Annotated in this window: 22 protein-coding genes; 21 read left to right on the top strand and 1 reads right to left on the bottom strand. The window is 34.6% G+C overall.

Annotated features, from left to right (window positions below; all coding sequences use genetic code 11):
* Window positions 1–51 precede the first annotated feature (51 nt).
* On the bottom strand, window positions 52–1,602 hold the full coding sequence (locus J8281_RS10655; protein ID WP_210197612.1) for a bifunctional response regulator/alkaline phosphatase family protein: 1,551 nt from the start codon (window positions 1,600–1,602) through the stop codon (window positions 52–54).
* A gap of 233 nt (window positions 1,603–1,835) precedes the next feature.
* Between J8281_RS10655 and J8281_RS10650 the strand changes: the two genes are divergently transcribed.
* The 21 genes from J8281_RS10650 (at window position 1,836) to J8281_RS10550 (ending at window position 24,116) form a co-directional block, all read left to right on the top strand.
* A complete protein-coding gene (locus J8281_RS10650) occupies window positions 1,836–3,065 on the top strand; it encodes an HD domain-containing protein (protein ID WP_210197611.1) in 1,230 nt (409 codons plus the stop codon).
* A 24-nt stretch (window positions 3,066–3,089) separates the two neighbouring features.
* A complete protein-coding gene (gene lpxD, locus J8281_RS10645; protein WP_210197610.1) occupies window positions 3,090–4,118 on the top strand; it encodes a UDP-3-O-(3-hydroxymyristoyl)glucosamine N-acyltransferase in 1,029 nt (342 codons plus the stop codon).
* On the top strand, window positions 4,111–5,514 hold the full coding sequence (locus J8281_RS10640; protein WP_210197609.1) for a bifunctional UDP-3-O-[3-hydroxymyristoyl] N-acetylglucosamine deacetylase/3-hydroxyacyl-ACP dehydratase: 1,404 nt from the start codon (window positions 4,111–4,113) through the stop codon (window positions 5,512–5,514). Before lpxD ends, J8281_RS10640 begins: the two co-directional genes overlap by 8 nt.
* Window positions 5,515–5,530: 16 nt before the next feature.
* Complete coding sequence (gene lpxA, locus J8281_RS10635) at window positions 5,531–6,313, top strand: acyl-ACP--UDP-N-acetylglucosamine O-acyltransferase (RefSeq protein ID WP_210197608.1); 783 nt, start codon at window positions 5,531–5,533, stop codon at window positions 6,311–6,313.
* Window positions 6,314–6,533: 220 nt separating this feature from the next.
* A complete protein-coding gene (gene efp, locus J8281_RS10630) occupies window positions 6,534–7,100 on the top strand; it encodes an elongation factor P (RefSeq protein WP_210197607.1) in 567 nt (188 codons plus the stop codon).
* A gap of 20 nt (window positions 7,101–7,120) precedes the next feature.
* Entirely contained in the window at window positions 7,121–8,059 is a 939-nt protein-coding gene (locus J8281_RS10625) for a UDP-3-O-(3-hydroxymyristoyl)glucosamine N-acyltransferase (protein ID WP_210197606.1), read from the top strand.
* Window positions 8,052–8,459, top strand: a complete 408-nt coding sequence (locus tag J8281_RS10620; RefSeq protein ID WP_210197605.1) for a nuclear transport factor 2 family protein — start codon at window positions 8,052–8,054, stop codon at window positions 8,457–8,459. The genes J8281_RS10625 and J8281_RS10620 overlap by 8 nt, the downstream gene beginning before the upstream one ends.
* A 263-nt stretch (window positions 8,460–8,722) precedes the next feature.
* Window positions 8,723–9,595 carry a succinate--CoA ligase subunit alpha gene (gene sucD, locus J8281_RS10615; protein WP_210197604.1) on the top strand — a complete coding sequence of 291 codons (873 nt, stop codon included), beginning with the start codon at window positions 8,723–8,725 and terminating at the stop codon, window positions 9,593–9,595.
* Between the two features lie 171 nt (window positions 9,596–9,766).
* Complete coding sequence (locus J8281_RS10610) at window positions 9,767–12,742, top strand: pitrilysin family protein (protein ID WP_210197603.1); 2,976 nt, start codon at window positions 9,767–9,769, stop codon at window positions 12,740–12,742.
* A gap of 165 nt (window positions 12,743–12,907) precedes the next feature.
* Window positions 12,908–13,654, top strand: coding sequence for a 3-oxoacyl-[acyl-carrier-protein] reductase (gene fabG, locus J8281_RS10605; RefSeq protein WP_210197602.1), 747 nt, complete (start codon window positions 12,908–12,910; stop codon window positions 13,652–13,654).
* Between the two features lie 23 nt (window positions 13,655–13,677).
* Window positions 13,678–15,708, top strand: a complete 2,031-nt coding sequence (locus tag J8281_RS10600; protein WP_210197601.1) for a VWA domain-containing protein — start codon at window positions 13,678–13,680, stop codon at window positions 15,706–15,708.
* 20 nt (window positions 15,709–15,728) lie between these two features.
* On the top strand, window positions 15,729–16,544 hold the full coding sequence (locus J8281_RS10595; protein ID WP_210197600.1) for a prohibitin family protein: 816 nt from the start codon (window positions 15,729–15,731) through the stop codon (window positions 16,542–16,544).
* Window positions 16,545–16,668: 124 nt separating this feature from the next.
* On the top strand, window positions 16,669–17,268 hold the full coding sequence (locus J8281_RS10590) for a transcriptional regulator (protein ID WP_210197599.1): 600 nt from the start codon (window positions 16,669–16,671) through the stop codon (window positions 17,266–17,268).
* Window positions 17,268–17,990: a DUF3307 domain-containing protein gene (locus J8281_RS10585; RefSeq protein WP_210197598.1), complete on the top strand. Its 723-nt coding sequence runs from the start codon at window positions 17,268–17,270 to the stop codon at window positions 17,988–17,990. The genes J8281_RS10590 and J8281_RS10585 overlap by 1 nt, the downstream gene beginning before the upstream one ends.
* A gap of 258 nt (window positions 17,991–18,248) precedes the next feature.
* Entirely contained in the window at window positions 18,249–19,106 is an 858-nt protein-coding gene (gene hisG / locus J8281_RS10580; RefSeq protein ID WP_210197597.1) for an ATP phosphoribosyltransferase, read from the top strand.
* 18 nt (window positions 19,107–19,124) lie between these two features.
* Window positions 19,125–20,408 (top strand): histidinol dehydrogenase, encoded by a 1,284-nt coding sequence (gene hisD, locus J8281_RS10575; protein ID WP_210197596.1) that lies wholly within the window; start codon window positions 19,125–19,127, stop codon window positions 20,406–20,408.
* Window positions 20,409–20,468: 60 nt separating this feature from the next.
* On the top strand, window positions 20,469–20,747 hold the full coding sequence (locus J8281_RS10570; protein WP_210197595.1) for a GIY-YIG nuclease family protein: 279 nt from the start codon (window positions 20,469–20,471) through the stop codon (window positions 20,745–20,747).
* A gap of 63 nt (window positions 20,748–20,810) precedes the next feature.
* Window positions 20,811–21,866, top strand: coding sequence for a histidinol-phosphate transaminase (hisC, locus tag J8281_RS10565; RefSeq protein WP_210197594.1), 1,056 nt, complete (start codon window positions 20,811–20,813; stop codon window positions 21,864–21,866).
* Window positions 21,867–21,927: 61 nt separating this feature from the next.
* Entirely contained in the window at window positions 21,928–23,061 is a 1,134-nt protein-coding gene (hisB, locus tag J8281_RS10560; RefSeq protein WP_210197593.1) for a bifunctional histidinol-phosphatase/imidazoleglycerol-phosphate dehydratase HisB, read from the top strand.
* Between the two features lie 99 nt (window positions 23,062–23,160).
* Window positions 23,161–23,748: an imidazole glycerol phosphate synthase subunit HisH gene (gene hisH / locus J8281_RS10555; protein ID WP_210197592.1), complete on the top strand. Its 588-nt coding sequence runs from the start codon at window positions 23,161–23,163 to the stop codon at window positions 23,746–23,748.
* A 17-nt stretch (window positions 23,749–23,765) separates the two neighbouring features.
* Window positions 23,766–24,116, top strand: coding sequence for a four helix bundle protein (locus tag J8281_RS10550; RefSeq protein WP_210197591.1), 351 nt, complete (start codon window positions 23,766–23,768; stop codon window positions 24,114–24,116).
* Window positions 24,117–24,656: the final 540 nt, after the last annotated feature.

The raw sequence follows: 24,656 nt of genomic DNA, 5'->3' as shown, positions 1-24,656 counted from the left end.
TTAAATATCGCTTATGCTATTTATAGTATTTCCTGTTGATGTAGCTTTGTACTATCTTGGTTTTAGCACAACAAAAGGTATGATCATTTCTTCTAATGATACCCCGCCATGTTGATAGGTATTTCTATAGTAGCTTACATAGTGATTGTAATTATTGGGATATGCAAAGAAAAAGTCACCTTTGGCAAAGATAAATGAACTACTCATGTTTATAGATGGTAGATGAATAGATTTGGGATTTTTTGCTTCAAGTACTTCTTTTTGTTCATAGGTAAGACTTTTTCCCGTTTTATACCTTAAATTAAGACTCGTATTTTTATCACCAATAACTTTGGAAGGATTTTTTACATTAATGGTTCCGTGATCTGTTGTTATCAGTAATTTAAAGCCCAAATGTTGTGCTTGCTGAATCATTTCTAATAAAGGAGAATTTTTGAACCAACTCTGTGTTAACGAACGATATGATTTATCGTTTGAAGCTAGTTCTTTAATGACCTCCATTTCAGTTTTACTGTGGGATAGCATGTCGACAAAATTATAGACGACAACAGTGAGATCGTTATCTTTTAAACCTTTGAAATTGGTCGCTAGCGTTTTACCAGATTTTTCGTTTGTAATTTTGTAATACTCATGTGTTATATCTAATCCCAGACGTTTTAGTTGAGCGGTTAAAAATTCATTTTCATTCATGTTCTTACCACCTTCATCGGTATCATCTAACCAAAGGTCAGGATGCCTTTTCTTCATTTCAGAGGGCATAAGACCAGAGAAAATAGCATTTCTGGCATATTGCGTAGCTGTAGGAAGAATACTGTAATAGGATAACTCCTGTTCTTTTTTATAGTAATTTTGTATGGTAGGCTCAAACGCTTTCCATTGATCATAGCGTAAATTATCAATTACAATGAGTAAAGTTGGTTGATCTTTACTAATTTCAGGAACAACCTTCTCTTTAAACAGCGTATGCGACATAACAGGCGCATTACCTTTACCCTCAAACCAATCTGGATAATTTTTATCGATAAACTTGCAAAATTGAGAGTTTGCTTCTACTTTTTGAGATTCGAGAATTTCAAACATTCCCGTATCTTCTATACCTTCTAATTGAATTTCCCAGTAGATAAGGCGCAAATATAATTCTGACCACTCTTCGTACGAATTGACCATCGCCATATCCATCGCTATCTTTCTAAAAACTTGCTGATAGTTGGATGTAGTTTTTTCTGAAACCAATCTCGAATTATCTAGGTTTTTCTTAAGACTAAGTAATATCTGATTAGGATTCACAGGTTTAATTAAGTAGTCTGCAATTTTACTTCCGATAGCCTCTTCCATGATATATTCTTCTTCACTTTTTGTGATCATCACCACCGGGATACTGTCTTTTTTCTCTTTAATTTCAGACAGCGTTTCTATTCCCGAAAGGCCAGGCATATTTTCATCTAAAAAAATGATATCAAAGTTAGTAGTATCCAAAATATCTAATGCCTCTGTACCGCTCTGACATTTTGTAACTTCGTAATTCTTCTTTTCTAGAAATAGAATATGTGGTTTAAGTAAATCAATTTCATCATCTACCCACAAAATTTTTATTGTATTCATTAACGCTATATTTTTATATGCAACCGTCGCAATTTTATTACTTCGAGGTGAATCCCTAAAATTACACGACTTTACCTTATTATTTTAAAACTTTTTTCTAGAAACTTGATCTTGTCTTTACGCCAGATCTTATCTTTTATTCTACAAAACTAAATACAATCCTAATTTTATTTTGAAATGCTTTATATGAATAGCATATATGTATCTTTGTTTTGGTAAAAGTAATCTGAACTTTGAAAAAAAGAAATAAACTTAAAATATTAAACGACCCAATTTACGGTTTTATTACGATACCCAATGAACTAATTTTTGATCTATTAGAGCATAAATATTTTCAAAGATTACGGCGTATATCGCAAATGGGGCTTTCATATTTAGTATATCCTGGGGCACATCATACACGTTTTCATCATGCGCTAGGTTGCATGCATTTGATGCAAAAGGCGGTGCGAGTTCTTGGTTTTAAAGGGGTTGCGATTTCTGAAGATGAAGAAGAGGCACTCTATATTGCAATTTTACTACATGATATAGGTCACGGCCCTTTCTCGCATGCTATGGAACATAGTATCGTGAATGAAGTAAATCACGAATCTATTTCTTTGATGTTTATGGAGAAGATCAATGAAGAATTTAACGGTAGTTTAACGCTAGCCATACAAATTTTTAAGGGAGAATATCATCGTAACTTTTTGCATCAACTCATATCAAGTCAATTGGATATGGATAGATTAGACTATCTCAAAAGAGATAGTTTTTATACAGGAGTGTCTGAGGGAAACATTAATAGTGAGCGTTTAATAACAATGTTAACTGTTGTTAACGATGAGTTGATGATTGAAGAGAAAGGAATTTACTCTGTAGAAAAGTTTTTGTTATCCAGAAGATTGATGTATTGGCAAGTATATCTACACAAAACCAGTATTGTAGCAGAAAATGTATTGATAAGGGTGTTGCAAAGAGCTAAAGAATTGGTCGAACAAGGGATCGAATTACCAGCAAGCAAAGCGTTGACATTTTTTCTGAATCATAAGATCACTTATGAAAATTTTACATCAGAGGTATTAGACAGGTTTTCAAAACTAGATGATTACGATATTGTATCAGCCATGAAAGAGTGGATGCACAGCGATGATTTGGTACTTCGTAAATTATCATCTATGATCATTCACAGAGATCTTTTAAAAATAAAAATTAAGAAGAAACCCTTTGATCCAGAGAAAATTGAAAAACATATAACCAAAATCAGCGAAACGTATAAAATTTCTAAGGCAGATGCTCGTTATTTTGTTTTTGAAGGTGCTATTTCTAACCAGGCCTATCATCAAAATAAACAGAATATTAATATTTTATACAAATCAAGAAAAATAGTAGATATTGTGAAGGCTACAGATGCATACAATCTAGAAGCATTATCAAAACCTGTAACCAAATATTTTATGTGCTCTCCAAAGTACAAACATTAACACATTTTTTATACTTTTGCTAGAATGATTTTTACAGCCACACAAATTGCAGGTATTTTAGATGGTGAAATCGAAGGAGATGAAACCGTCGAAGTATCAAAATTAGCCAAAATAGAAGAGGGGACTAAAGGTTCATTAACTTTTTTGTCTAATCCCAAATATACCCAGTTTATTTATTCTACAGATGCTTCTATTACTATTGTAGACAAAAATTTTGAAGCAGAATCTAATATCAAAACAACGCTTATTAGAGTAGATGATGCTTACAAAGCATTTTCACAGCTTTTGGAGTACTACAATATGGTAAAAATGAATAAAAGTGGTATCGAACAGCCAAGTTTTATTTCAGAAAGTGCCACTTATGGTAATGCTCTGTATTTGGGTGCTTTTTCTTACCTGGGAGAAAATGTTAAGATTGGTGAGAACGCCAAGATTTATCCCAATGTTTATATAGGTGATAATGTTACTATTGGAGATAATGTCATTGTTTTTGCAGGTGCTAAAATATGTTCTGAGACCAGTATAGGAAATGGGTGTGTCATTCATAGCGGTGCCATCGTAGGAGCAGATGGTTTTGGGTTTACACCTAATGAAAAAGGAGAATATAGCAAGGTCCCGCAAACTGGAAATGTAATTATAGAGGATAATGTGGATGTAGGAGCCGGTACTACTATCGACAGGGCGACTCTAGGATCGACAATCATAAGAAAAGGTGTAAAGCTTGACAATCAAATACAAATTGCACATAATGTAGAAATAGGTGAGCATACTGCTATTGCTGCTCAAACCGGTATTGCCGGATCTACCAAAATTGGGAAACACTGCCTGATTGGTGGCCAAGTGGGGATAGCCGGTCATCTTGTTATAGGCGATAATGTAAGAATACAGGCACAATCAGGAATAGGAAGAAATATTAAAGATAAAGAAGCTATTCAGGGGTCTCCGGCATTAGGGTACTCTGATTACAATAAGTCTTATGTGCATTTTAAAAATCTTCCAAAAATCGTAGATAGGGTTCATAAATTAGAGAAAAAGATAAGTAATAATGAGTGATGTTGTTGTAAACAAACAAAGAACCATCAAAAAAGAAGTTAAACTTACCGGTGTAGGTTTACATACAGGAAAAGAAGTTACATTAACCTTCAAACCCGCCCCAGAGAATCACGGTTATGCATTTTGCAGAGTAGATCTTGAAGGAAATCCTATCATCGAGGCAGATGCCAATTATGTGGTGAATACGCAAAGAGGAACCAATCTCGAAAAAAACGGAGTGAGTATTCAAACCTCAGAGCACGTACTTGCAGCATGTGTTGGTTTAGAAATCGATAATCTTTTAATAGAATTAGATACTTCAGAACCTCCAATCATGGATGGTTCTAGTAAATTTTTCGTAGAAGCTTTAGAAAAAGCGGGTATTGTTGAGCAAGAAAGGGATCGTGAAGAATACATTGTAAAAGATGTCATTTCCTATACCGATGAAGAAACAGGTAGTGAAATTATTGTTATGCCATCTGATGAGTACCAGGTTACAACAATGGTTGATTTTGGTACCAAAGTTTTAGGAACCCAGAATGCATCATTAAAACGATTATCAGACTTTAAAAAAGAGATCGCTGATGCTCGAACATTTAGTTTCCTGCATGAGCTAGAAATGTTGCTAGAACATGGATTAATTAAAGGAGGAGACCTAAATAACGCTATAGTTTATGTAGATAAAGAGTTAAGTACGTCTACTATGGAAAAACTTAAAGTTGCTTTTGGTAAAGAATCTATAGCTATCAAACCTAACGGAATCCTGGATAATCTCACATTACATTATCCTAATGAAGCAGCAAGACATAAACTATTAGATGTTGTAGGTGACTTGGCATTGATAGGAACAAGAATTAGAGGAAAAATTATAGCCAACAAACCAGGGCACTTTGTGAATACGCAGTTTGCCAAAAAGCTTTCTAAAATAATTAAAATTGAAAAGCGCAATAAAGTCCCGCAGTTTGATCTTTCTAAAGAACCTTTAATGGACATCAATAAGATTATGAGTATGCTTCCGCATAGACCTCCTTTCTTATTGGTTGATAAAATCCTGGAAATGTCTGATAAGCATGTTGTAGGATTAAAGAATGTGACCATGAACGAGCCCTTTTTCGTAGGTCATTTTCCCGGAGCACCAGTGATGCCAGGTGTGTTACAAGTAGAAGCTATGGCTCAAACCGGCGGAATTTTAGCGTTAAGTACAGTGCCAGATCCAGAAAATTACCTAACCTATTTTATGAAAATCGATAAGGTAAAATTTAAGCAACAAGTATCACCTGGGGATACCCTAATTTTTAAATTAGAATTGATTACGCCTATTCGTCGGGGAATATGTCATATGCAGGCTTTTGCTTACACCAACGGAAAATTAGCGACCGAGGCAGAGTTAATGGCTCAGATAGTGAAATCAAAATAACAAATTCAAAAAATACATGAATCAACCTTTAGCATATGTCCATCCCGGAGCTAAAATTGCCAAAAATGTTGTAATAGAACCCTTTACTACAATACATAATAATGTGGTAATCGGAGAGGGTACCTGGATAGGTTCCAACGTAACCATTATGGAAGGGGCTCGTATAGGTAAAAATTGCAGTATTTTTCCCGGAGCTGTAATTTCGGCAACACCGCAAGACAAAAAGTTTAATGACGAAGATACGATCACAGAAATCGGAGATAACACTACAATAAGAGAATGCGTAACCATTAATAGGGGTACAGCAGATAGAATGAAAACCAAAATAGGTAAAAACTGCTGGATCATGGCGTATTGTCACATCGCTCATGATTGTATTGTTGGTGATCATTGTATCTTTTCGAATAACAGTACCTTGGCTGGGCATATTAATGTAGGTGATTATGTAGTTTTAGCAGGAATGGCAGCTGTACAACAGTTTTGTAGTATAGGAAACCATGCCTTCGTGACCGGGGGGTCCTTGGTGCGAAAAGATGTACCTCCGTATGTAAAAGCTGCCAGAGAACCTTTGTCGTATGTCGGTATCAACTCAATTGGTTTGCGTCGTAGAGGTTTTACTACCGAAAAAATTAGAGAAATACAGAATATTTACAGAATTTTATATCAAAGAAACTACAATAACTCCCAGGCAGTTGCTATTATAGAGGCTGAAATGGAAGCCACGCCTGAGCGTGATGAAGTTCTTGAGTTTATAAAAAATTCTCAAAGAGGAATTATGAAAGGGTATTTTTCCAACTAAATTGAATAAAAAAATTATGGATTGTCCGTTAGTATACCTAAAATTTGACTGAGAAGTCATCTTGAATTCATTTCAGGATCTCATTACGTTTATTTTCAGTACATTGAAATGAGAAGCTGACACGAGCCTGTACTGAACTCGTTTCAGTATTCAGCTTAACGCAAACCATTTAGGTTACATTACGGATATTCGTTAAAAAATTAAACAAAGCATAAAAATAATGGCAAATACTAGTGATATTAGAAATGGTCTGTGTATAAAATACAATCATGATATATATAAAATAATCGAGTTTTTACATGTAAAACCAGGAAAAGGTCCTGCCTTTGTACGTACAAAACTTAAAAGTGTTACTACGGGTAAAGTAATTGATAATACATTTTCTGCCGGACATAAAATCGATGATGTACGCGTAGAAACTCATAAATTTCAATATTTATATGCCGAAGGGGACACCTATCATTTTATGAATACTGAAGATTACAATCAAATCACACTTCAAAAATCGTCTCTTGATGCGCCAGGTCTTTTAAAAGAAGGAGAAGTGGTTACGGTAATTATCAATTCTGAAGATCAAATGCCACTTTCAGTAGAAATGCCTGCAAGTGTTATTCTCGAAGTTACTGCAACAGAACCGGGTGTTAAAGGCAATACCGCAACAAATGCAACAAAACCTGCTACTGTCGAGACCGGTGCTGAAGTCATGGTGCCACTTTTTATAAATGAAGGTGATAAAATCAAAATAGAGACGGAAAAAGGTACGTATAAAGAAAGAATCAAAGAATAGTAACGATCTTAATTTATTGTATGAAATTTCCTCAAAAGCATACGTTACAACAAATTGCAACTATACTTTCTTCAAAATTCGTTGGAGATTCAGATTTTCCGGTATTGGGAATGAATGAAATCCATGTCGTTACTCCGGGAGATATAGTTTTCGTCGATCACCCAAAATATTATGACAAAGCCCTCAAAAGTGCAGCAACGGTTATTTTAATTAACAAAGAAGTACCATGTCCAGAGGGAAAAGCTTTATTACTATCAGACGATCCTTTTCGAGATTTTAATAAGTTAACTACGTATTTTAAACCTTTTGAAGCTGCCGAATCGAACATATCTTCAACAGCAAAAATAGGAAAAGACACGATTATTCAACCAGGAGTTTTTTTAGGCAATAATGTCGTTATAGGAGATCATTGTTTACTACATGCAAATGTAAGCATATATGACAATACAGTTATTGGCAACAATGTTACTATTCATTCAGGAACAGTTCTTGGGGGAGATGCCTTTTACTATAAAAAAAGACCTGAAGGATTTGATAAATTGATTTCGGGGGGTAGAGTAGTCATAGAAGATCACGTTGATATAGGAGCTTTGTGTACAGTTGACAAAGGTGTTACTGGGGATACAATTATAAAAGAAGGTACAAAACTAGACAATCAGGTGCATATAGGTCATGATACCGTTATAGGTAAACAATGTATTATCGCATCTCAAGTGGGTATTGCCGGATGTGTAGTTATAGAAGATGAAGTCACCATATGGGGTCAGGTAGGAATAACCAGTGATGTGACTATCGGAAAAAAAGCAATTATATCTGCACAATCAGGAGTAAGCAAATCATTAGAAGCGAATAAAAGTTATTTTGGAACGCCGGCAGATGATTTTAGAAAAAAGTATAAAGAACTTGCGGCAATCAGACAGATTCCGGAGGTAATAGAAAAGTTGAAAAAGAATGAGTAATACAGCAAAGGACATAGTTAGATCCTTTTATGAAACCGATTTAATACATAACCCTGAAGCCTTTTCAGAATATTTACATCCTGAAATAACACTATTTTGGAACAGTAGTTTTGGTTTTACCAGTAAAAATTTTGAAGAAATCGAGGCAATGTTTACGCAAATGGCTAAGTCTTTTGAAACTTTCAGATGTGAGATCAGTCATTTAATCGCAGAAGAAGATACAGTAACCGCTCGATATACCTATTTTGCCACAACGATTGAGGCACCTGATAAAGAAGAGGCAATTGCTCATTTTATTACTATTTGGGAACTCAAAGATCACAAATTATATAAAGGATATCAAATTAGTCAACAAGGGGTTGACTCTCCAGAAAGTATGGAATCGTTTATTTCAAAATAACAAGATAACCACCTACTTAGGTTTAATTAAAGTACCTCACGAGACCATTAGGGATTCGTAGAAAACAGTTTTTAATTCTCGCGGTAAACCCCATAGGGTATTATACTTTTTGGTAGTGCTAATAAAAAATACAAGGGAGTTCTACGATAGTTTGGTGTTTAGTTGAAATAAATTATCAAAATATTTTATGTTTTCATTTTAACGATAGTATTCAAAAGCTTATTTTTGGAATCGTAATTAAGAAATAAAAAATCCATAACGCAATGAGTGTTTTAGTTAATAAAGATTCAAAAATTATTGTTCAAGGTTTTACTGGAAGTGAAGGTACTTTTCATGCCGGTCAAATGATCGAATACGGTACCAACATCGTTGGTGGTGTTACACCGGGAAAAGGAGGACAAACGCATCTTGATAAACCTGTTTTTAATACGGTAGAAGATGCTGTAAAAGAAGTACAAGCCGATACAACGATTATTTTTGTTCCGCCTGCTTTTGCTGCCGATGCTATTATGGAAGCAGCCGATGCTGGAATTAAAGTCATTATTACTATTACCGAAGGTATTCCTGTTGCAGATATGATCACTGCATCAAATTATATTAAAGATAAAGAGTGTAGACTCATAGGTCCAAATTGTCCTGGAGTTATCACTCCGGAAGAAGCAAAAGTAGGCATCATGCCAGGTTTTGTATTTAAAAAAGGAAAAGTAGGTATTGTTTCAAAATCAGGAACACTTACCTATGAAGCCGCTGATCAAGTGGTCAAGCAAGGGTTGGGAATTACAACGGCTATAGGTATAGGTGGAGATCCAATTATCGGAACAACCACCAAAGAAGCTGTAGAGTTATTAATTAATGATCCTGAAACCGAATGTGTAGTAATGATAGGAGAGATCGGAGGTCAATTAGAGGCAGATGCCGCACGATGGGTAAAAGAAAACGGTACCAAAAAGCCTGTAGTTGGCTTTATAGCTGGTGAAACTGCGCCGGCTGGTCGTACCATGGGGCATGCAGGGGCCATTGTTGGAGGTAGTGAAGATACCGCTGCTGCTAAAAAAGCAATTATGAGAGAATGTGGTATTCACGTAGTAGATTCTCCTGCAGAAATAGGTAAAAAGGTAGCAGAAGTACTAGCATAGAAAGACAAGTTTTAGAACTTTTAAGTCTTTATTATAAATTGAACAAAAACCTTTTGGATGTAGTATACCGAAAAGGTTTTTTGTTTTTTATAATATATATGTAACAGAATTAGCTATTTTACGTCTTTTATATCAGTTCTACTTTAAAATGGCTCAAATAAAAATCAATCTATGAAGGTTTTCAAATCATTTTTACTATTGTCTTTAGCTGCTTTAGCTAGCAGTTGTAACAACCAATCAAGCGATTTATCAAAGGAAATAAAAACTGAACAGCATACAGATGCTGCTGGTTTTACTTATGAAACTGTTACCAATGATCCAACTGGTTTGAGATTATATACACTGGATAACGGTCTTAAAGTGTATCTGGGAAAAAATGAAGAGGAGCCGAAAATCCAAACTCTAATTGCAATTAAAGCCGGGTCTACATATGATCCCGCTGATAATACCGGATTGGCTCATTATCTCGAACATATGGTGTTTAAAGGAACTGACGAAATTGGTACTACAGATTTTGAAAAAGAAAATTCGTTAATCCAACAGATTTCGAACCTTTATGAACAACACAAGCAGGAAACAGATCCCGAAAAGAAAAAAGAAATTTATCAAAAAATAGACGAGGTTTCTCAAGAAGCGTCTAAGCTTTCTATTGCTAATGAATATGATAAATTAGTAAATTCATTAGGTGCCGAAGGGACAAATGCTTTTACCTCAAACGAACAAACCGTATATGTAAATAAAATCCCTTCTAACGAACTGGATAAATGGCTTACAGTAGAGGGAGAACGCTTTAGTCAATTAGTACTTCGTCTTTTTCATACAGAACTCGAAGCCGTTTATGAAGAATTTAATCGCGGACAAGATAGTGATAGACGCAAACAGTATTTTGCAGTTTTAGAAGGATTGTTTCCAACCCATCCCTATGGCACACAAACTACGATAGGAAAATCAGAGCATTTGAAAAATCCATCGATGGAGGCTATTCATGCGTATTTCGATAAATATTATGTCCCCAATAACATGGCAGTGATATTAGTAGGAGACCTTGATTTTGATGCCACGATTAAAAAAGTAAACGAAGCTTTTGGAAATTATAAGAAAAAAGAGGTTATACACCCCAAGTTTCCTAAAGAAACACCAATTTCGGCACCGATAAAAAAAGAAGTGTATGGTCCAACTTCAGAATCTATATATGTTGCATTTAGAACAGATGGCTTTGGTTCAGAAGAGGAGAAAATGGTGACGCTTATAGATTACATGCTGGCAAATTCTCAAGCCGGTCTAATTGATCTTAACTTAAACCAGCAGCAAAAAGTACAGCAAGCGGCTTCATACACAAATTTTAATAAAGATTATGGACTTCACATTCTTTTCGGAAAACCAAAGGCAGACCAAACACTGGATGAAGTTAAAGAATTGCTTTTAGGTGAGATAGAAAAAATTAAAAAGGGAGCGTTTGATGATTGGTTAACTAGTGCGGTAATCAATGACTTGAAATTATCTCGGGTACGTCAGTTTGAAAATGCCAGCGCTACTGCTTATGCGTATCTTGATGCATTTATTCATTTTCAAGATTGGAAAGATCGGTTGACAATGCTAGACGAGATGAAGGAAATTACAAAACAAGATATTGTTGATTTTGCTAACAAGCATTATGGTAATAATTATGTAGAGGTACATAAGATCAAAGGTGAAGATAAAAATATTGTTAAGGTAGAAAACCCTGGTATCACTCCGGTAGCATTGAATAGAGATAAAGAATCTAAATTTGTTAAAGAATTTAGGTCAATAGCTTCTGAACCGTTACAACCAAAATTTATTGACTACAAATCTGCAATTAAAGAAACAAAACTAGCCAATGGTATCTCGGTTTCTTATATAAAAAATGAAACCAATGATTTGTTCGATCTCAGTATTATTTTGGACATGGGTCTGGATCATGACAAAAAATTATCTTTAGCAGCAGGCTATTTGGATTATTTAGGTACAAATACCTATACTCCTGAAGAACTTAAAAAAGAGTTTTATAAACTGGGAGTTAATTATTCGGTAGCCTCTTCTGCAGACAAAACGCAATTGAGCCTTTCTGGATTAGAAGAGAATTTAAGTCAGGGATTAACCTTATTAGAACACCTTGTCAAAAATGCTGTAGCCGATCAGGAGACGTACACTAAGTATGTTCAAAAAATAGCAAAAGGAAGAGCAGATGGAAAAACTCAAAAGGGAAATATCATGTGGAATGGACTAATGAGTTACGGTAAATATGGTGAAAATTCAAGACTTAGAAACATTTATACTATTGCCGAGTTAAAAACGATTGATCCGCAGGAGTTAGTTGATATTGTTAAAGATCTCTTGAATTATAAGCATCGCATTTTTTATTATGGAAAAGATATAGATACAGCCATTGCAGCATTAAACGAGCAGCATAAGATTAGTGAGCAGCTAAAAGAGTATCCTGAGAAAACAGAGTACGTCGAGAAAGAAACAGGAGGAAACGTTTATTTTGTAGATTATGATATGGTGCAAAGTGAGATGTTATTTCTTGCAAAAGGTTCAGAATTCGATCCTAAGAAGTTAGCAGCTTCAAGTTTGTTTAACACCTATTTTGGTAGTGGATTATCTTCTATTGTGTTTCAGGAAATTAGAGAATCAAAATCACTGGCATATTCTGCTTTTTCACAATATAGAAATGCGAGTGAAAAAGGAAAGTCCAATTACATTTATGCGTATATAGGCACGCAAGCCAATAAAATGCCAGAGGCTGTCGACGCGATGATGGATTTGATGACCAATATGCCAGAAGCAGAACAACAATTTAATCAGGCAAAAGAAGCTACACTAAAAAAAATAGCGGCAAAACGTATTACAAAATCAAATATTTTTTGGTCGTATGAGAATCTTAAAAAGCAGGGGATCGATTATGATAATCGCGAAGAAATGTACAATACGATTCAAAACATGACTCTCGAAGATCTTAAGTCATTCTTCAATGATAATATTCGAGGTGAAAATTACAACATATTAGTAATAGGTAACAAAAACGATGTCGACATGAAGGCGTTGTCTAAACTCGGAGAAATTAAAGAGATGGATATTGATTATCTATTCAATTACGAAAAGAAAAAGGAAGATATCAAGTTGTAAGTTTAAACCAATTCTTATGTAAGCCCTATGAGAAATCGTAGGGTTTACTATTGTTCACTTTTTAGTAATGCTTATATTTGAATTGTTGGAACAGGTTAAACTTTTTCAGTAGCAGCGAAAAGGTTGAAATCACTTCAAAAAATATAAACACAAAATCATTGATTAATGAATCTTTTACAGGATAAAACAGCCATTATAACTGGTGCCACAAGAGGTATTGGCAAAGGAATCGCAGAAATTTTTGCCAAAAACGGGGCAAATATAGCATTTACATATAGTTCTTCAGTAACTGCAGCAGAGCAGCTCGAAAAAGAATTGATCGACTTGGGGGTCAAGGCAAAAGGTTATCAAAGTAATGCAGCAGATTATACTCAAGCACAGGAACTTGTTAAAGACGTGCTCGAAACCTTTGGTGCTATTGATATTTTAGTAAATAATGCAGGGATAACAAAAGATAACTTGTTGATGCGTATGGGAGAAGAGGACTTTGATACGGTGATTGAAGTTAATCTAAAAAGCGTATTCAACATGACTAAGGCAGTACAACGCACAATGCTAAAACAAAGACATGGGAGTATTATCAATATGAGTTCTGTTGTTGGAGTAAAAGGAAATGCAGGTCAAGCAAATTATGCAGCTTCTAAAGCAGGAATTATAGGATTTTCAAAATCGGTAGCTTTAGAACTTGGATCAAGAAATATTAGAAGTAATGTGGTAGCCCCTGGGTTCATAGAAACCGAAATGACGGCGAAACTCGATGAAAAAGTAGTCGAGGGTTGGCGTAATGCTATTCCCCTGAAAAGAGGAGGTACACCAGAGGATATTGCTAATGCATGCGTGTATTTGGCTTCCGATTTAAGTGCCTATGTAACCGGGCAGGTACTACATGTCGATGGTGGTATGCTAACCTAATTAGTGAATGCTAATACATATTCATGCAAACACAAACTATTTTGTTACTTGTAGCAGCTTTCGTAGGTGCATCACTAATAGCTTTATATCAATATGTATATAAAGTAAAGAGCAGACAAAAAAAAAGTTTGCTCTTTGCTTTTTTACGTTTTTTGAGTGTTCTGGTAGTTTTGGTATTACTTATAAACCCAACATTTAAAAAACAGACGTATTATACGGTTAAACCAAATTTGATAGTTGGTGTCGATAATTCTGCATCTATTAAGCATTTAGAACAAAGTGAACAGGTAGTTCAATTTGTAAAACAGCTTCAAAATAATGCCACACTTAATGATAGGTTTGAGGTTGCTTACTATTCCTTTGCCGAAGGTTTACATGATTCGCTACACTTTTCCTTCGATAAAAAACAAACTAATATTTCTGAAGCGCTAGAAAATCTCGACCAGATCTATAGAAATTCAATAGCACCCACAATACTCATTACCGACGGAAACCAAACCTACGGGAAAGATTATCAATTTACCACTCGAACATCAAAACAACAGATTTTTCCTGTTATTTCTGGAGATACGATAACCACTACCGATACCAAAATCCAGCAATTAAATGTGAATCGTTACGCGTTTCTAAAAAATAAATTTCCTGTAGAAGCTATTCTGACGTATTCTGGTGATGAAAATGTAAAAACTACCTTCGAGATTACCTCTGGGAATAGAAAAGTGTATACCCAAAATGTTGTTTTTTCTTCTGAAGAAAATTCGAAAATAATTAACCTTACCTTGCCGGCTAATACCCCAGGTGTCGCTCAATACACCGCAAGACTTATTCCTGTAAGTAATGAGAAGAATACGATCAACAACAATAAATCATTTGCGGTTGAAGTAATTGATCAAAAAACGAGTATCCTCGTGATTAGCTCGATAATTCATCCAGATTTAGGAGCAATTAAAAAAAGTATCGAAAGTAATGAAAGGCGAAGCCTGAAAATTGTAAAACCTTCGCAAGCTACAAATTTAGACGATTATCAGCTTATTATTCTGTACCAGCCTAATTCAAGATTTGTTAATGTTTATAAAGAAATAGAGACCTCAAAAAAAAACTACCTAACGATTACGGGAGCGCATACCGATTGGGTATTTCTGAATCGCATTCAGGATAAATATAAACATGAAATAACAAGACAAACAGAATATTATCTTCCTAGATTTAATAGCAACTACAGCTCTTTTTTACTTGAAGATATAGGTTTTCGAGAGTATCCTCCGCTGTTAGGAGCTTTTGGATCTATTACGGTAAATTCAAATTATGATCCATTGCTTTATCGTGTAATAAATGATATTGAGACTCAAGAACCATTATTGTTCACTATAGAACAAGATGGGATACGAGAAGGAATAGTATTAGGCGAAGGATTATGGCGCTGGCGAGTGCAAAATTATCTGGATACTAAAAATTTTGAAAGTTTTGATGATTTTTTTGGCAAAATAGTTCAGTATCTTGCTTCTAACAAACGTAGAAGCCGATTGAATACGATCTCAGAATCTTTTTATTATGGAAATTCAAATATTACGATTAAAGCAGAATACTTTACTAAGAACTATGAGTTTGATAGACGGGGGAACTTAAGAATAGCTGTAAAAAATAAAGAAACCAAAGCTGTACAAACCGTACCTATGTTGCTAAAGAATACTTCTTTTGAAGCTGATTTGAGTAATTTAAGTGCAGGTGACTATGATTTTACGGTATCGGTAGTAGGAGAGAATATTTCTAAATCAGGAAGTTTTACAGTACTCGAATATGATGTTGAACAACAATTTCTTAATGCAGATGTAGCAAAACTTAAACAATTGGCCAGTAATTCCCAAGGAAAATCATATTTTACGAATCAAAGCGAGTTATTAATTAACAATTTATTGGCAGATCCGCGGTATCAAGTTATACAAAAAAGCAGAGAAGAAATAGTATCTTTGATCGACTGGAAATATCTTCTCGCGATCTTAATTTTACTACTGGCAATAGAATGGTTTGCGAGAAAGTATAACGGTTTGATATAATTTTAAAACAAAAATTCACTATGGAAAAATTACCAAAAATAGGATTACCCATTCTCATCGCAATAGTTTTAACTATTGTTTTTATTTCTAAGTCTACAGAAACGATAGCCTCTGGTGAGGCAGGAGTTTTGTATAGAACTTTTGGTGGCGGAGTAGTAACCGATCAGCCTCCGTTAGGCGAAGGTTTTCATATTGTGGCTCCGTGGAACAGAGTCTATGTGTACGAAGTTCGCCAACAAGAAGTCTTTGAAAAAATGCAGGTGTTATCGTCAAATGGATTAGAGATTAAATTAGATGCCTCTGCATGGTTTCAACCAGATTATGATAGATTGGGCTTATTACACCAACAAAAAGGTGAAAATTATGTAGATAGGGTTTTATTACCAACAATACGATCAGCGGCAAGAAGTGTAGTGGGTCGATATACACCAGAGCAGTTGTATTCTAGTAAGCGAGATGCTATACAACAAGAGATTTTTGAAGAAACCAAAAAAATTGTAGCCAATCAATATATTCAATTGAATGAGGTGTTGGTTCGGGACGTTACATTACCACCAACTATTAAAGAAGCAATAGAACGAAAATTAAAACAAGAGCAAGAAGCGCTAGAATATGAATTTAGATTAGAAAAAGCTCGAAAAGAAGCAGAACGCCAAAAAATTGACGCAGAGGGTAAGGCAGTAGCCAATCAAATCCTAAGTGCCTCTTTGACAGATAAAATTCTGAAAGAAAAAGGCATACAAGCTACGCTAGAACTGTCTAAATCTCCAAATGCAAAAGTTGTTGTTGTGGGATCAGGAGACGATGGGATGCCTTTAATCTTGGGTAATCAGTAAATAGCACGAACAAATCGAGGAATTATCGGTTTTTAATTCGATATTTTAAATTATCGGTTCTATAAACGATATTATAAATTATCGGTATTTAATACGATATTTGTAGTTTTCAACATATCATATCATGATTGCTATACTTACAGGCGATATCATTAATTCACAAGCTGTTGATTCTAAAATTTGGTTGACCAAATTAAAGAAGATACTCAACATGTATGGAAAAACACCTAAAACTTGGGAAATTTACCGAGGTGACAGTTTTCAACTTGAAGTTGATATACACGACGCTTTAAAAATAGCTATTCACATTAAAGCCGGTATGAAATCAATTGCAAATATTAACGTACGAATTGCTATTGGTTTAGGCGATAAATCATATAACTCAAGTCGTATTAGCGAATCGAACGGTTCAGCATTTGTGAATTCAGGACAATGCTTTGATGCCTTAAAAAAGAATACACTTGCCATTCGGTCACCTTGGAAGGGTTTTGACGAAGAATTCAATTTATATGTACGACTATTACTATTAACCATTGATTCATGGTCTGTAGTTACAGCACAAACTGTTTTTGCGATATTAGAACACCCGTCTTTAAATCAAAATGAACTTGGTCAGTTACTCAATCGCACCCAAAGCACTATAAGTGAGACCTTACGAAGAGCGGGTTACGAAGAAATTGACAGACTTATCAATCGTTATCAAACCAAAATTTCAGAATTATAATGACTGCTTTATTTCTCAAAATATTAGTAGCACACTGTGTAGGCGACTTCTTGTTACAACCTGCCTCATGGGTACAACAAAAACAAGAAAAGAAAATTACCTCAAAGTTTTTGTACCTACATACGCTAATTCACTTTGCTATATTGGTTTTTTTGCTTCAGGCTAGTTATTGGATCGGTATTCTATTTATTACGGTTAGTCATTTCCTGATAGATGTAATTAAACTGTATATGATAAATAAGAAGAATGAACGTATGCTTTTCGTTATAGATCAGATCGCTCATCTTGTAGTATTGGTTGCAGTATGGCATTATTATGAACCCATACGGTTTTCTTATCCTTTTGTTTTTAACAATGATCTTCTGCTTTTAATATTATCTCTTGTTTTCGCTACATCGATATCATCGGTATGTGTAAAATATTTATTAAGACCATGGGATAAAGAAATAGATTTTGAAAATAAATCCTTAACCGGGGCAGGGAAATACATAGGAATTATAGAACGTTTATTTGTTTTTTGTTTTGTATTACTCAATACCTGGTCTGCCATTGGATTTTTAATTACAGCAAAATCTGTGTTCAGGTTTGGAGATCTTAATGACGGTAAGAATCGAAAGCTAACAGAATATGTTTTGATCGGAACGTTGCTAAGTTTTGGGTTTGCTATACTTTCTGGACTATTATATCAAGAACTATTAAAATATATGAATGAACTGGTTTAAACTTTTTTCAATTTGCTAAAAAAAATGATTTGAAAATTTCTCAGAAGATAAAAAAGTTTTAAATTCGCAATATATTCAAGACAAATAATGAAAACTATTTTTGTACATCATCATCATTCTTACATTCTCGCTCAGGCGTGATAAGTTTGTTATGTGTATAAAACCACAATAAATGATAACCCGTTTGAGATGCTCAAACGGGTTTTTTCTTTTATTTGAACCAGCTTGAGTAGATCAAACTCAACTTTTAAAAACAACATGTCAAAAATTAAAATTGCTATTCAGAAAAGCGGTCGTCTTAACGAAGATTCTGTTAAAATTCTAAAGGATTGTGGGATTTCTATTGAAAATGGAAAAGACCAATTAAAAGCGCAAACACGAAATTTTCCAATGGAAGTTATGTTTTTACGTAACGGAGATATCCCCCAATATTTAAGGGACGGAGTAGTAGATATTGCAATAATCGGTGAAAACGTATTGATTGAAAAAGGAAAAGACATTTCGATTGCAGAACGACTCAACTTTTCTAAATGTAAAGTCTCTTTGGCCGTACCGAAAGACTTCGAGTATCATTCGATCAATGATCTTGATGGTAAAAAAATAGCTACCTCTTATCCCAATACAGTTAACGAATACCTCGATAAAAAAGGAATCAGTGCCGAGTTGCACCAAATATCAGGGTCGGTAGAAATCGCACCTAATATAGGGTTAGCCGATGCTATTTGTGATATTGTTTCCAGCGGTAGTACGTTGTTTAAGAATAACTTAAAAGAAGTAGAGGTGATGCTTGCTTCAGAAGCAGTTCTTGCAGTTTCTCCAAAAATTTCAGCAGAAAACAAAAAGCTTTTAGAGAAACTTCAATTTAGAATTAAATCAGTATTAAAAGCTCGTAATTCAAAATATGTATTACTAAATGCACCGAACAATAAGATAGAAAATATAGTAAAGATACTTCCTGGGATGCGTAGCCCGACCGTATTGCCTTTGGCAGAAAAAGGATGGAGTTCTATACATACAGTAGTTGATAAGCATAAATTTTGGGATATTCTAGATGAATTAAAAGCAGAAGGTGCTGAAGGAATTTTGGTGTGCCCAATTGAAAAAATGGTGCTGTAATAGTAAGAAGAATTAACAATGAACAAAATATACAATCCAGAAAGAAAAGATTGGTCAAAATTATTGCAAAGACCAACACAAACCGTTGAAGATATAGAAGCAAAAGTGCTTAAAGTTTTTAATGAAGTAAAATCAGAAGGTGATAAAGCAGTTAATAGGTATACACAAAGGTTTGATCAGGTCGAACTGAAAGAAGTTTTGGTTTCTGAAGAGGAAATTGAAGAAGCAAAACGGTTGGTTAGCGATGAACTTAAAAATGCGATCCAAATTGCGATGTCAAATATTGAAAAGTTTCATGCGGCACAAAAAACCGATAAAGTAACTGTTGAAACTATTGATGGTGTTTCATGTTGGCAAGAAAAAAGACCCATACAAAAGGTAGGACTGTACATTCCCGGTGGTACTGCACCCTTATTTTCTACGATTTTGATGCTGGCTATACCGGCTAATTTAGCAAGGTGCAAAGAGATTGTATTATGTTCACCCCCTAACAAAGAAGGAAAGATACATCCGGCTATTTTATATACAGCCGATCTTTGTGGAGTCACAAAAATATGTAAAGTAGGTGGGATTCAGGCCATTGCCGCAATGACTTTTGGTACCGAAACCATCCCTCAAGTGTATAAAATATTTGGTCCGGGTAATCAATTTGTCACGGTTGCAAAGCAACTCGCTACTAAATTTGGTGTAGCAATAGATATGCCTGCAGGTCCTAGCGAATTGTTAGTGGTGGCAGATGATAGTGCTAATGCTGCTTTTGTAGCCTCTGATTTGTTGAGCCAGGCCGAGCATGGTAAGGATAGTCAGGTAATTTTGATTGCTACCTCGAAAGATTTGATTGAAAAGGTAGCACTAGAAGTGGATCAACAACTTGCTGTTTTGCCAAGAAAAGAAATTGCTGAGGCTGCAATAGAAAATTCAAAACTTATTTATGTAGATAATGATCAGGAAGCCTTAGATATGATTAATGAATATGGCCCAGAGCATTTTATTGTTTGCATGAAAAATGAAGACTATTATGTGGAGAACATATCCAATGCAGGTTCGGTTTTTATAGGGAATTATACCCCAGAAAGTGCAGGGGATTATGCATCAGGAACCAATCATACCTTGCCTACAAATGGATATGCAAAACAATATAGTGGGGTAAATCTTGATAGTTTTATGAAATCGATGACTTTTCAAAAAATTTCTCAAAACGGAATCAAAACTATCGGGAATGCCATCGAACTTATGGCTGAAGCTGAGGGGCTACAGGCACACAAGAATGCAGTGACTCTTAGATTAGATAGTTTTAAATAGTCATGTTACGTCACCCTGAACTTGATTCAGGGTCACACCGGATCAGAAAGAATACTTTTAATGAAAAAAAGTTATACTTATATAATGACAAACAAACATAGAACCACTTTTTATATTGGTGTAACGGCAGACTTGAAAGAAAGAATCACCGCGTATCAATCAGGTATTGGATCCAAATTTACGACTAAATATAACCTAACGGAATTAGTTTATTTTGAAGAGTTTACAAATATCAACGAAGCTATTTCGAGGGAAAAGCAATTAAAAAATTGGAAAAAAGATTGGAAGATAAACTTGATTAAAAAGTTAAATCCTAAACTTGAAACATTAGAAATATAAATAATGAGATTCTGAAACGAGCCTGTGCTGAACTCGTTTCAGTATTCAGGATGACAACAATTTATGAAAACAACACCATTCAACATAAAACAACTAGTTCGCGAAAATGTAAAAGAACTAAAACCATATTCTTCTGCAAGGGATGAATATGTTAGCGATGGCTCAAAAATGGTATTTCTCGATGCTAACGAAAATCCATTTGAAAATGGCGTGAACCGATATCCGGATCCTCAACAAAGAAGCCTGAAACAAGTACTGTCAGATCAAAACGAGGTTGCTACAGCAAATATTTTGTTAGGTAATGGAAGTGATGAAGTATTGGATCTGATCTTTAGAGCTTTTTGCGAACCAAAAGTAGATAATGTTGTCACTTTACCACCTACATATGGAATGTATAAAGTACTCGCAAATATTAACAATGTAGAAGAAAAAGAAGTGTTGCTTACAAAAAGCTTTCAGCCGGATGTAGAGCAAATTTTGGAGACCATTAATCAAAATACCAAAATTATCTTTCTATGCTCTCCAAACAATCCTACGGGTAATTCATTCTCTGAAGAAAATATAGTTCGTATTCTTGAAAATTTTAACGGATTGATAGTAATAGATGAAGCTTATATCGACTTTTCTGAAAAAGAAAGCTGGTTAACTAAAGTAGATAAATACCCAAACCTTTTAGTGACTCAAACGTTGTCAAAAGCTTATGGATTAGCTGGGATTCGTTTAGGTGCTTGTTATGCTTCAACAGAGGTGATAAATATTCTTAACAAAATAAAGCCGCCCTATAATGTAAATGAACTAACACAGCAAAGAGCCTTAGCCCGCGTGCTTCATCAAGATCAAGTTAAAAACGAGATTTCCAAAATATTGCAAGAAAGAAAAAAACTATTTCAGATTTTAAAAGAAATTTCTTTTGTGCAAGAAGTTTACCAAAGCGATGCTAATTTTATTTTGGCAAAGGTTGATGATGCTAACAAACGATATACACAATTATTAGATATGGGGATTGTAATTCGTAATAGAACTACTCAACCTTTGTGTGAAAATACGCTTAGGTTTACGATTGGTACACTGACAGAAAATGAGAAATTGATTACTACCTTAAAAAAAATAGAAAATTGAAATTAGAAAAACGAAAACTTCGTGCTATATTCTCAAATTTCTACTTTCGTATTTCGTAATTATGAAAAAAGTACTATTCATTGATCGCGATGGAACGATCATTAAAGAAACCAAAGATGAACAGATAGATGCATTTGAAAAAATGATATTTTATCCAAAAGCATTTACTTATTTAGGTAAAATCGCTCAGGAACTCGATTATGAGCTGGTCATGATAACGAATCAAGATGGTCTGGGCACAGATTCGTTTCCTGAGGATACCTTTTGGCCCGTGCATAATTTTATAATGAAATCTTTTGAAAATGAAGGCGTAATCTTCGATAAGGTGTTTCTAGATCGAACGTTTCCGCATGAGAATGCAAATACCAGAAAACCAGGTACAGGATTACTTACCGAATATTTCTCTGATGCATATGATCTTGAAAATTCATTTGTGATCGGGGATCGTTTAACCGATATGGAACTTGCTAAAAATCTTGGAGCCAAAGGTATTTTTATCAATGATGATACCAACCTTGGTACGGGTGAGATTACCGTCAAGATGGAAGAGCTAAAGGGCTACATCGCTTTAGAAAGTAATGACTGGCAAAATATATATGAGTTTTTAAAACTCAATGATCGAGTAGCTGAAATTTCAAGAAAAACGAATGAAACTAATATTTATATCAAACTGAATTTAGATGGTACCGGAAAAAGTAATATCAGTACAGGGTTAGGATTTTTTGATCATATGCTGGATCAAATTGCTCGTCATGGTCAGATGGATCTTGATATTCACGTAAAAGGAGATCTCGAGGTAGATGAGCATCATACGATCGAAGATACCGCCATAGCATTGGGCGAGGTATTCGCAGAAGCCTTAGACAATAAGTTGGGCATCGAACGCTATGGTTTTTGTTTACCTATGGATGATTGCCTTGCTCAAGTTGCTATTGATTTTGGAGGGAGAAACTGGTTAGTGTGGGAGGCTGATTTTAAACGCGAAATGATAGGTAAAATGCCTACCGAAATGTTTTTTCACTTTTTTAAATCATTTACAGACGGTGCTAAAGCAAACCTTAATATAAAAGCCGAAGGAATCAATGAACATCATAAGATCGAGGCCATATTTAAGGCATTTGCAAAGGCAATCAAAGTTGCGATAAAACGCGATCCTGAGAAAATGATTTTACCGAGTACTAAAGGAGTTTTGTGAAATTAGAAATTAGAAAAACGAAAGTAGAAAATAGAAATTGAGAAAATGGAAACGTAACATAGCGTTCGTATTTCTACTTTCGTTTTTCGTATTTAAACCATGAAAATAATAATAATCAATTACGGAGCGGGCAATATTCAGTCCATCAAGTTTGCCATACAACGATTGGGGTATGAAGCTGTTTTAAGTAAGAATCCCGAAGAAATTATTGCAGCTGATAAAGTCATATTTCCCGGAGTAGGAGAGGCAAGTAGTGCCATGAAGAAGTTAAAAGAATCCGGACTGGATACTTTAATCTCAAAACTACAACAACCGGTACTTGGTATTTGTTTAGGTATGCAATTGATGTGTACATATACTGAAGAAGGTGATACGCAAGGTTTAGGGATTTTTGACGTAGAGGTGATTCGTTTTAATTCAGGTACTAAAGTACCACAAATAGGGTGGAATCAATTAGAATCGCTAAAATCGCCTTTATTTAAGGGTGTGGTCGAAAAAGAGTATGTGTATTTAGTACATAGCTACTACGCTCCAGTCATAAAAGAAACCATAGCACAATCAACATACGGAGTAACGTATAGCACGGCGTTACATAAAGATAATTTTTATGGTACCCAGTTTCATCCCGAGAAATCATCAGATGTGGGAGAGAAAATATTGAAGAATTTTTTGGAAATCGGAAATTAGAAAAACGAAATTCATCCATGAAAGACATGAAATTAAGAACAAAAAAGTTTGCTATAGATTGTTGGAAACTTTGTTCTCAATTACCGAAAAGTAGAGAATATAATAATTTAGTTTTTCAACTATTAAAAAGCTCAAGTTCGGTAGGAGCAAATTGGAGAGCTTCTCAACGACCAAAGTCGAATGCAGATTTCATCAATAAACTTAAAATAGTAGAAGAAGAAGCTGATGAATCTTGCTTTTGGTTAGAGGTATTAATCGAAATTACGGATCGCGAGGTGTCTGAAGCTAATCGTTTGTTAAAAGAAGCTGACGAATTACTTAGAATTACAGTAGCTTCAATAAATACAGTCAAAAATAGAACGAATTAAATATTTCTAATTTCAACTTTACCATATGAGAATTAAAGCTACTTTTGTTTTTCTACTTTCTAATAAAACGTATTGGATATCCGTTTTCATGCCTAATATCAAAACTAAAGTCATCCTGAACTTGATTCAGGATTACACAATATTCATTTTTATAAAGTTAAATGAGAAGCTGAAACAAGTTCAGCTTGACAAACACTTTTTAGATAGCTTAACAGATATTCAAATAAAAGGTAACACGTTTCGTTTTTCAACTTTCTAATTTCAACTTTACCACATGAGAATTAAAGCTACTTTTGTTTTTCTACTTTTTAATAAAACGTATTGGATATCCGCTTTCATGCCTAATATCAAAACTAAAGTCATCCTGAACTTGATTCGGGATTACACCGTATTCATTTTTATAAAGTTAAATGATAAGCTGAAACAAGTTCAGCTTGACAAACACTTTTTAGATAGCTTAACAGATATTCAAATAAAAGGTAACACGTTTCGTTTTTCAACTTTCTAATTTCAACTTTACCACATGAGAATTAAAGCTAC

It is taken from the genome of Aquimarina sp. U1-2 (genome assembly GCF_017897595.1).
GTDB lineage: Bacteria > Bacteroidota > Bacteroidia > Flavobacteriales > Flavobacteriaceae > Aquimarina.
This window is presented reverse-complemented; position numbering and strand designations above follow the sequence as displayed.

Coding starts and splice junctions, on each gene's coding strand:
- lpxA (WP_210197608.1), top strand. CDS start 5,531: ATGAATCAACCTTTAGCATATGTCCATCCCGGAGCTAAAATTGCCAAA.
- J8281_RS10610 (WP_210197603.1), top strand. CDS start 9,767: ATGAAGGTTTTCAAATCATTTTTACTATTGTCTTTAGCTGCTTTAGCT.
- J8281_RS10620 (WP_210197605.1), top strand. CDS start 8,052: ATGAGTAATACAGCAAAGGACATAGTTAGATCCTTTTATGAAACCGAT.
- hisH (WP_210197592.1), top strand. CDS start 23,161: ATGAAAATAATAATAATCAATTACGGAGCGGGCAATATTCAGTCCATC.
- J8281_RS10585 (WP_210197598.1), top strand. CDS start 17,268: ATGACTGCTTTATTTCTCAAAATATTAGTAGCACACTGTGTAGGCGAC.
- fabG (WP_210197602.1), top strand. CDS start 12,908: ATGAATCTTTTACAGGATAAAACAGCCATTATAACTGGTGCCACAAGA.
- hisB (WP_210197593.1), top strand. CDS start 21,928: ATGAAAAAAGTACTATTCATTGATCGCGATGGAACGATCATTAAAGAA.
- hisC (WP_210197594.1), top strand. CDS start 20,811: ATGAAAACAACACCATTCAACATAAAACAACTAGTTCGCGAAAATGTA.
- hisG (WP_210197597.1), top strand. CDS start 18,249: ATGTCAAAAATTAAAATTGCTATTCAGAAAAGCGGTCGTCTTAACGAA.
- J8281_RS10550 (WP_210197591.1), top strand. CDS start 23,766: ATGAAAGACATGAAATTAAGAACAAAAAAGTTTGCTATAGATTGTTGG.
- lpxD (WP_210197610.1), top strand. CDS start 3,090: ATGATTTTTACAGCCACACAAATTGCAGGTATTTTAGATGGTGAAATC.
- efp (WP_210197607.1), top strand. CDS start 6,534: ATGGCAAATACTAGTGATATTAGAAATGGTCTGTGTATAAAATACAAT.
- J8281_RS10625 (WP_210197606.1), top strand. CDS start 7,121: ATGAAATTTCCTCAAAAGCATACGTTACAACAAATTGCAACTATACTT.
- J8281_RS10595 (WP_210197600.1), top strand. CDS start 15,729: ATGGAAAAATTACCAAAAATAGGATTACCCATTCTCATCGCAATAGTT.
- sucD (WP_210197604.1), top strand. CDS start 8,723: ATGAGTGTTTTAGTTAATAAAGATTCAAAAATTATTGTTCAAGGTTTT.
- J8281_RS10600 (WP_210197601.1), top strand. CDS start 13,678: ATGCAAACACAAACTATTTTGTTACTTGTAGCAGCTTTCGTAGGTGCA.
- J8281_RS10570 (WP_210197595.1), top strand. CDS start 20,469: ATGAAAAAAAGTTATACTTATATAATGACAAACAAACATAGAACCACT.
- J8281_RS10640 (WP_210197609.1), top strand. CDS start 4,111: ATGAGTGATGTTGTTGTAAACAAACAAAGAACCATCAAAAAAGAAGTT.
- J8281_RS10655 (WP_210197612.1), bottom strand. CDS start 1,602: ATGAATACAATAAAAATTTTGTGGGTAGATGATGAAATTGATTTACTT.
- J8281_RS10590 (WP_210197599.1), top strand. CDS start 16,669: ATGATTGCTATACTTACAGGCGATATCATTAATTCACAAGCTGTTGAT.
- hisD (WP_210197596.1), top strand. CDS start 19,125: ATGAACAAAATATACAATCCAGAAAGAAAAGATTGGTCAAAATTATTG.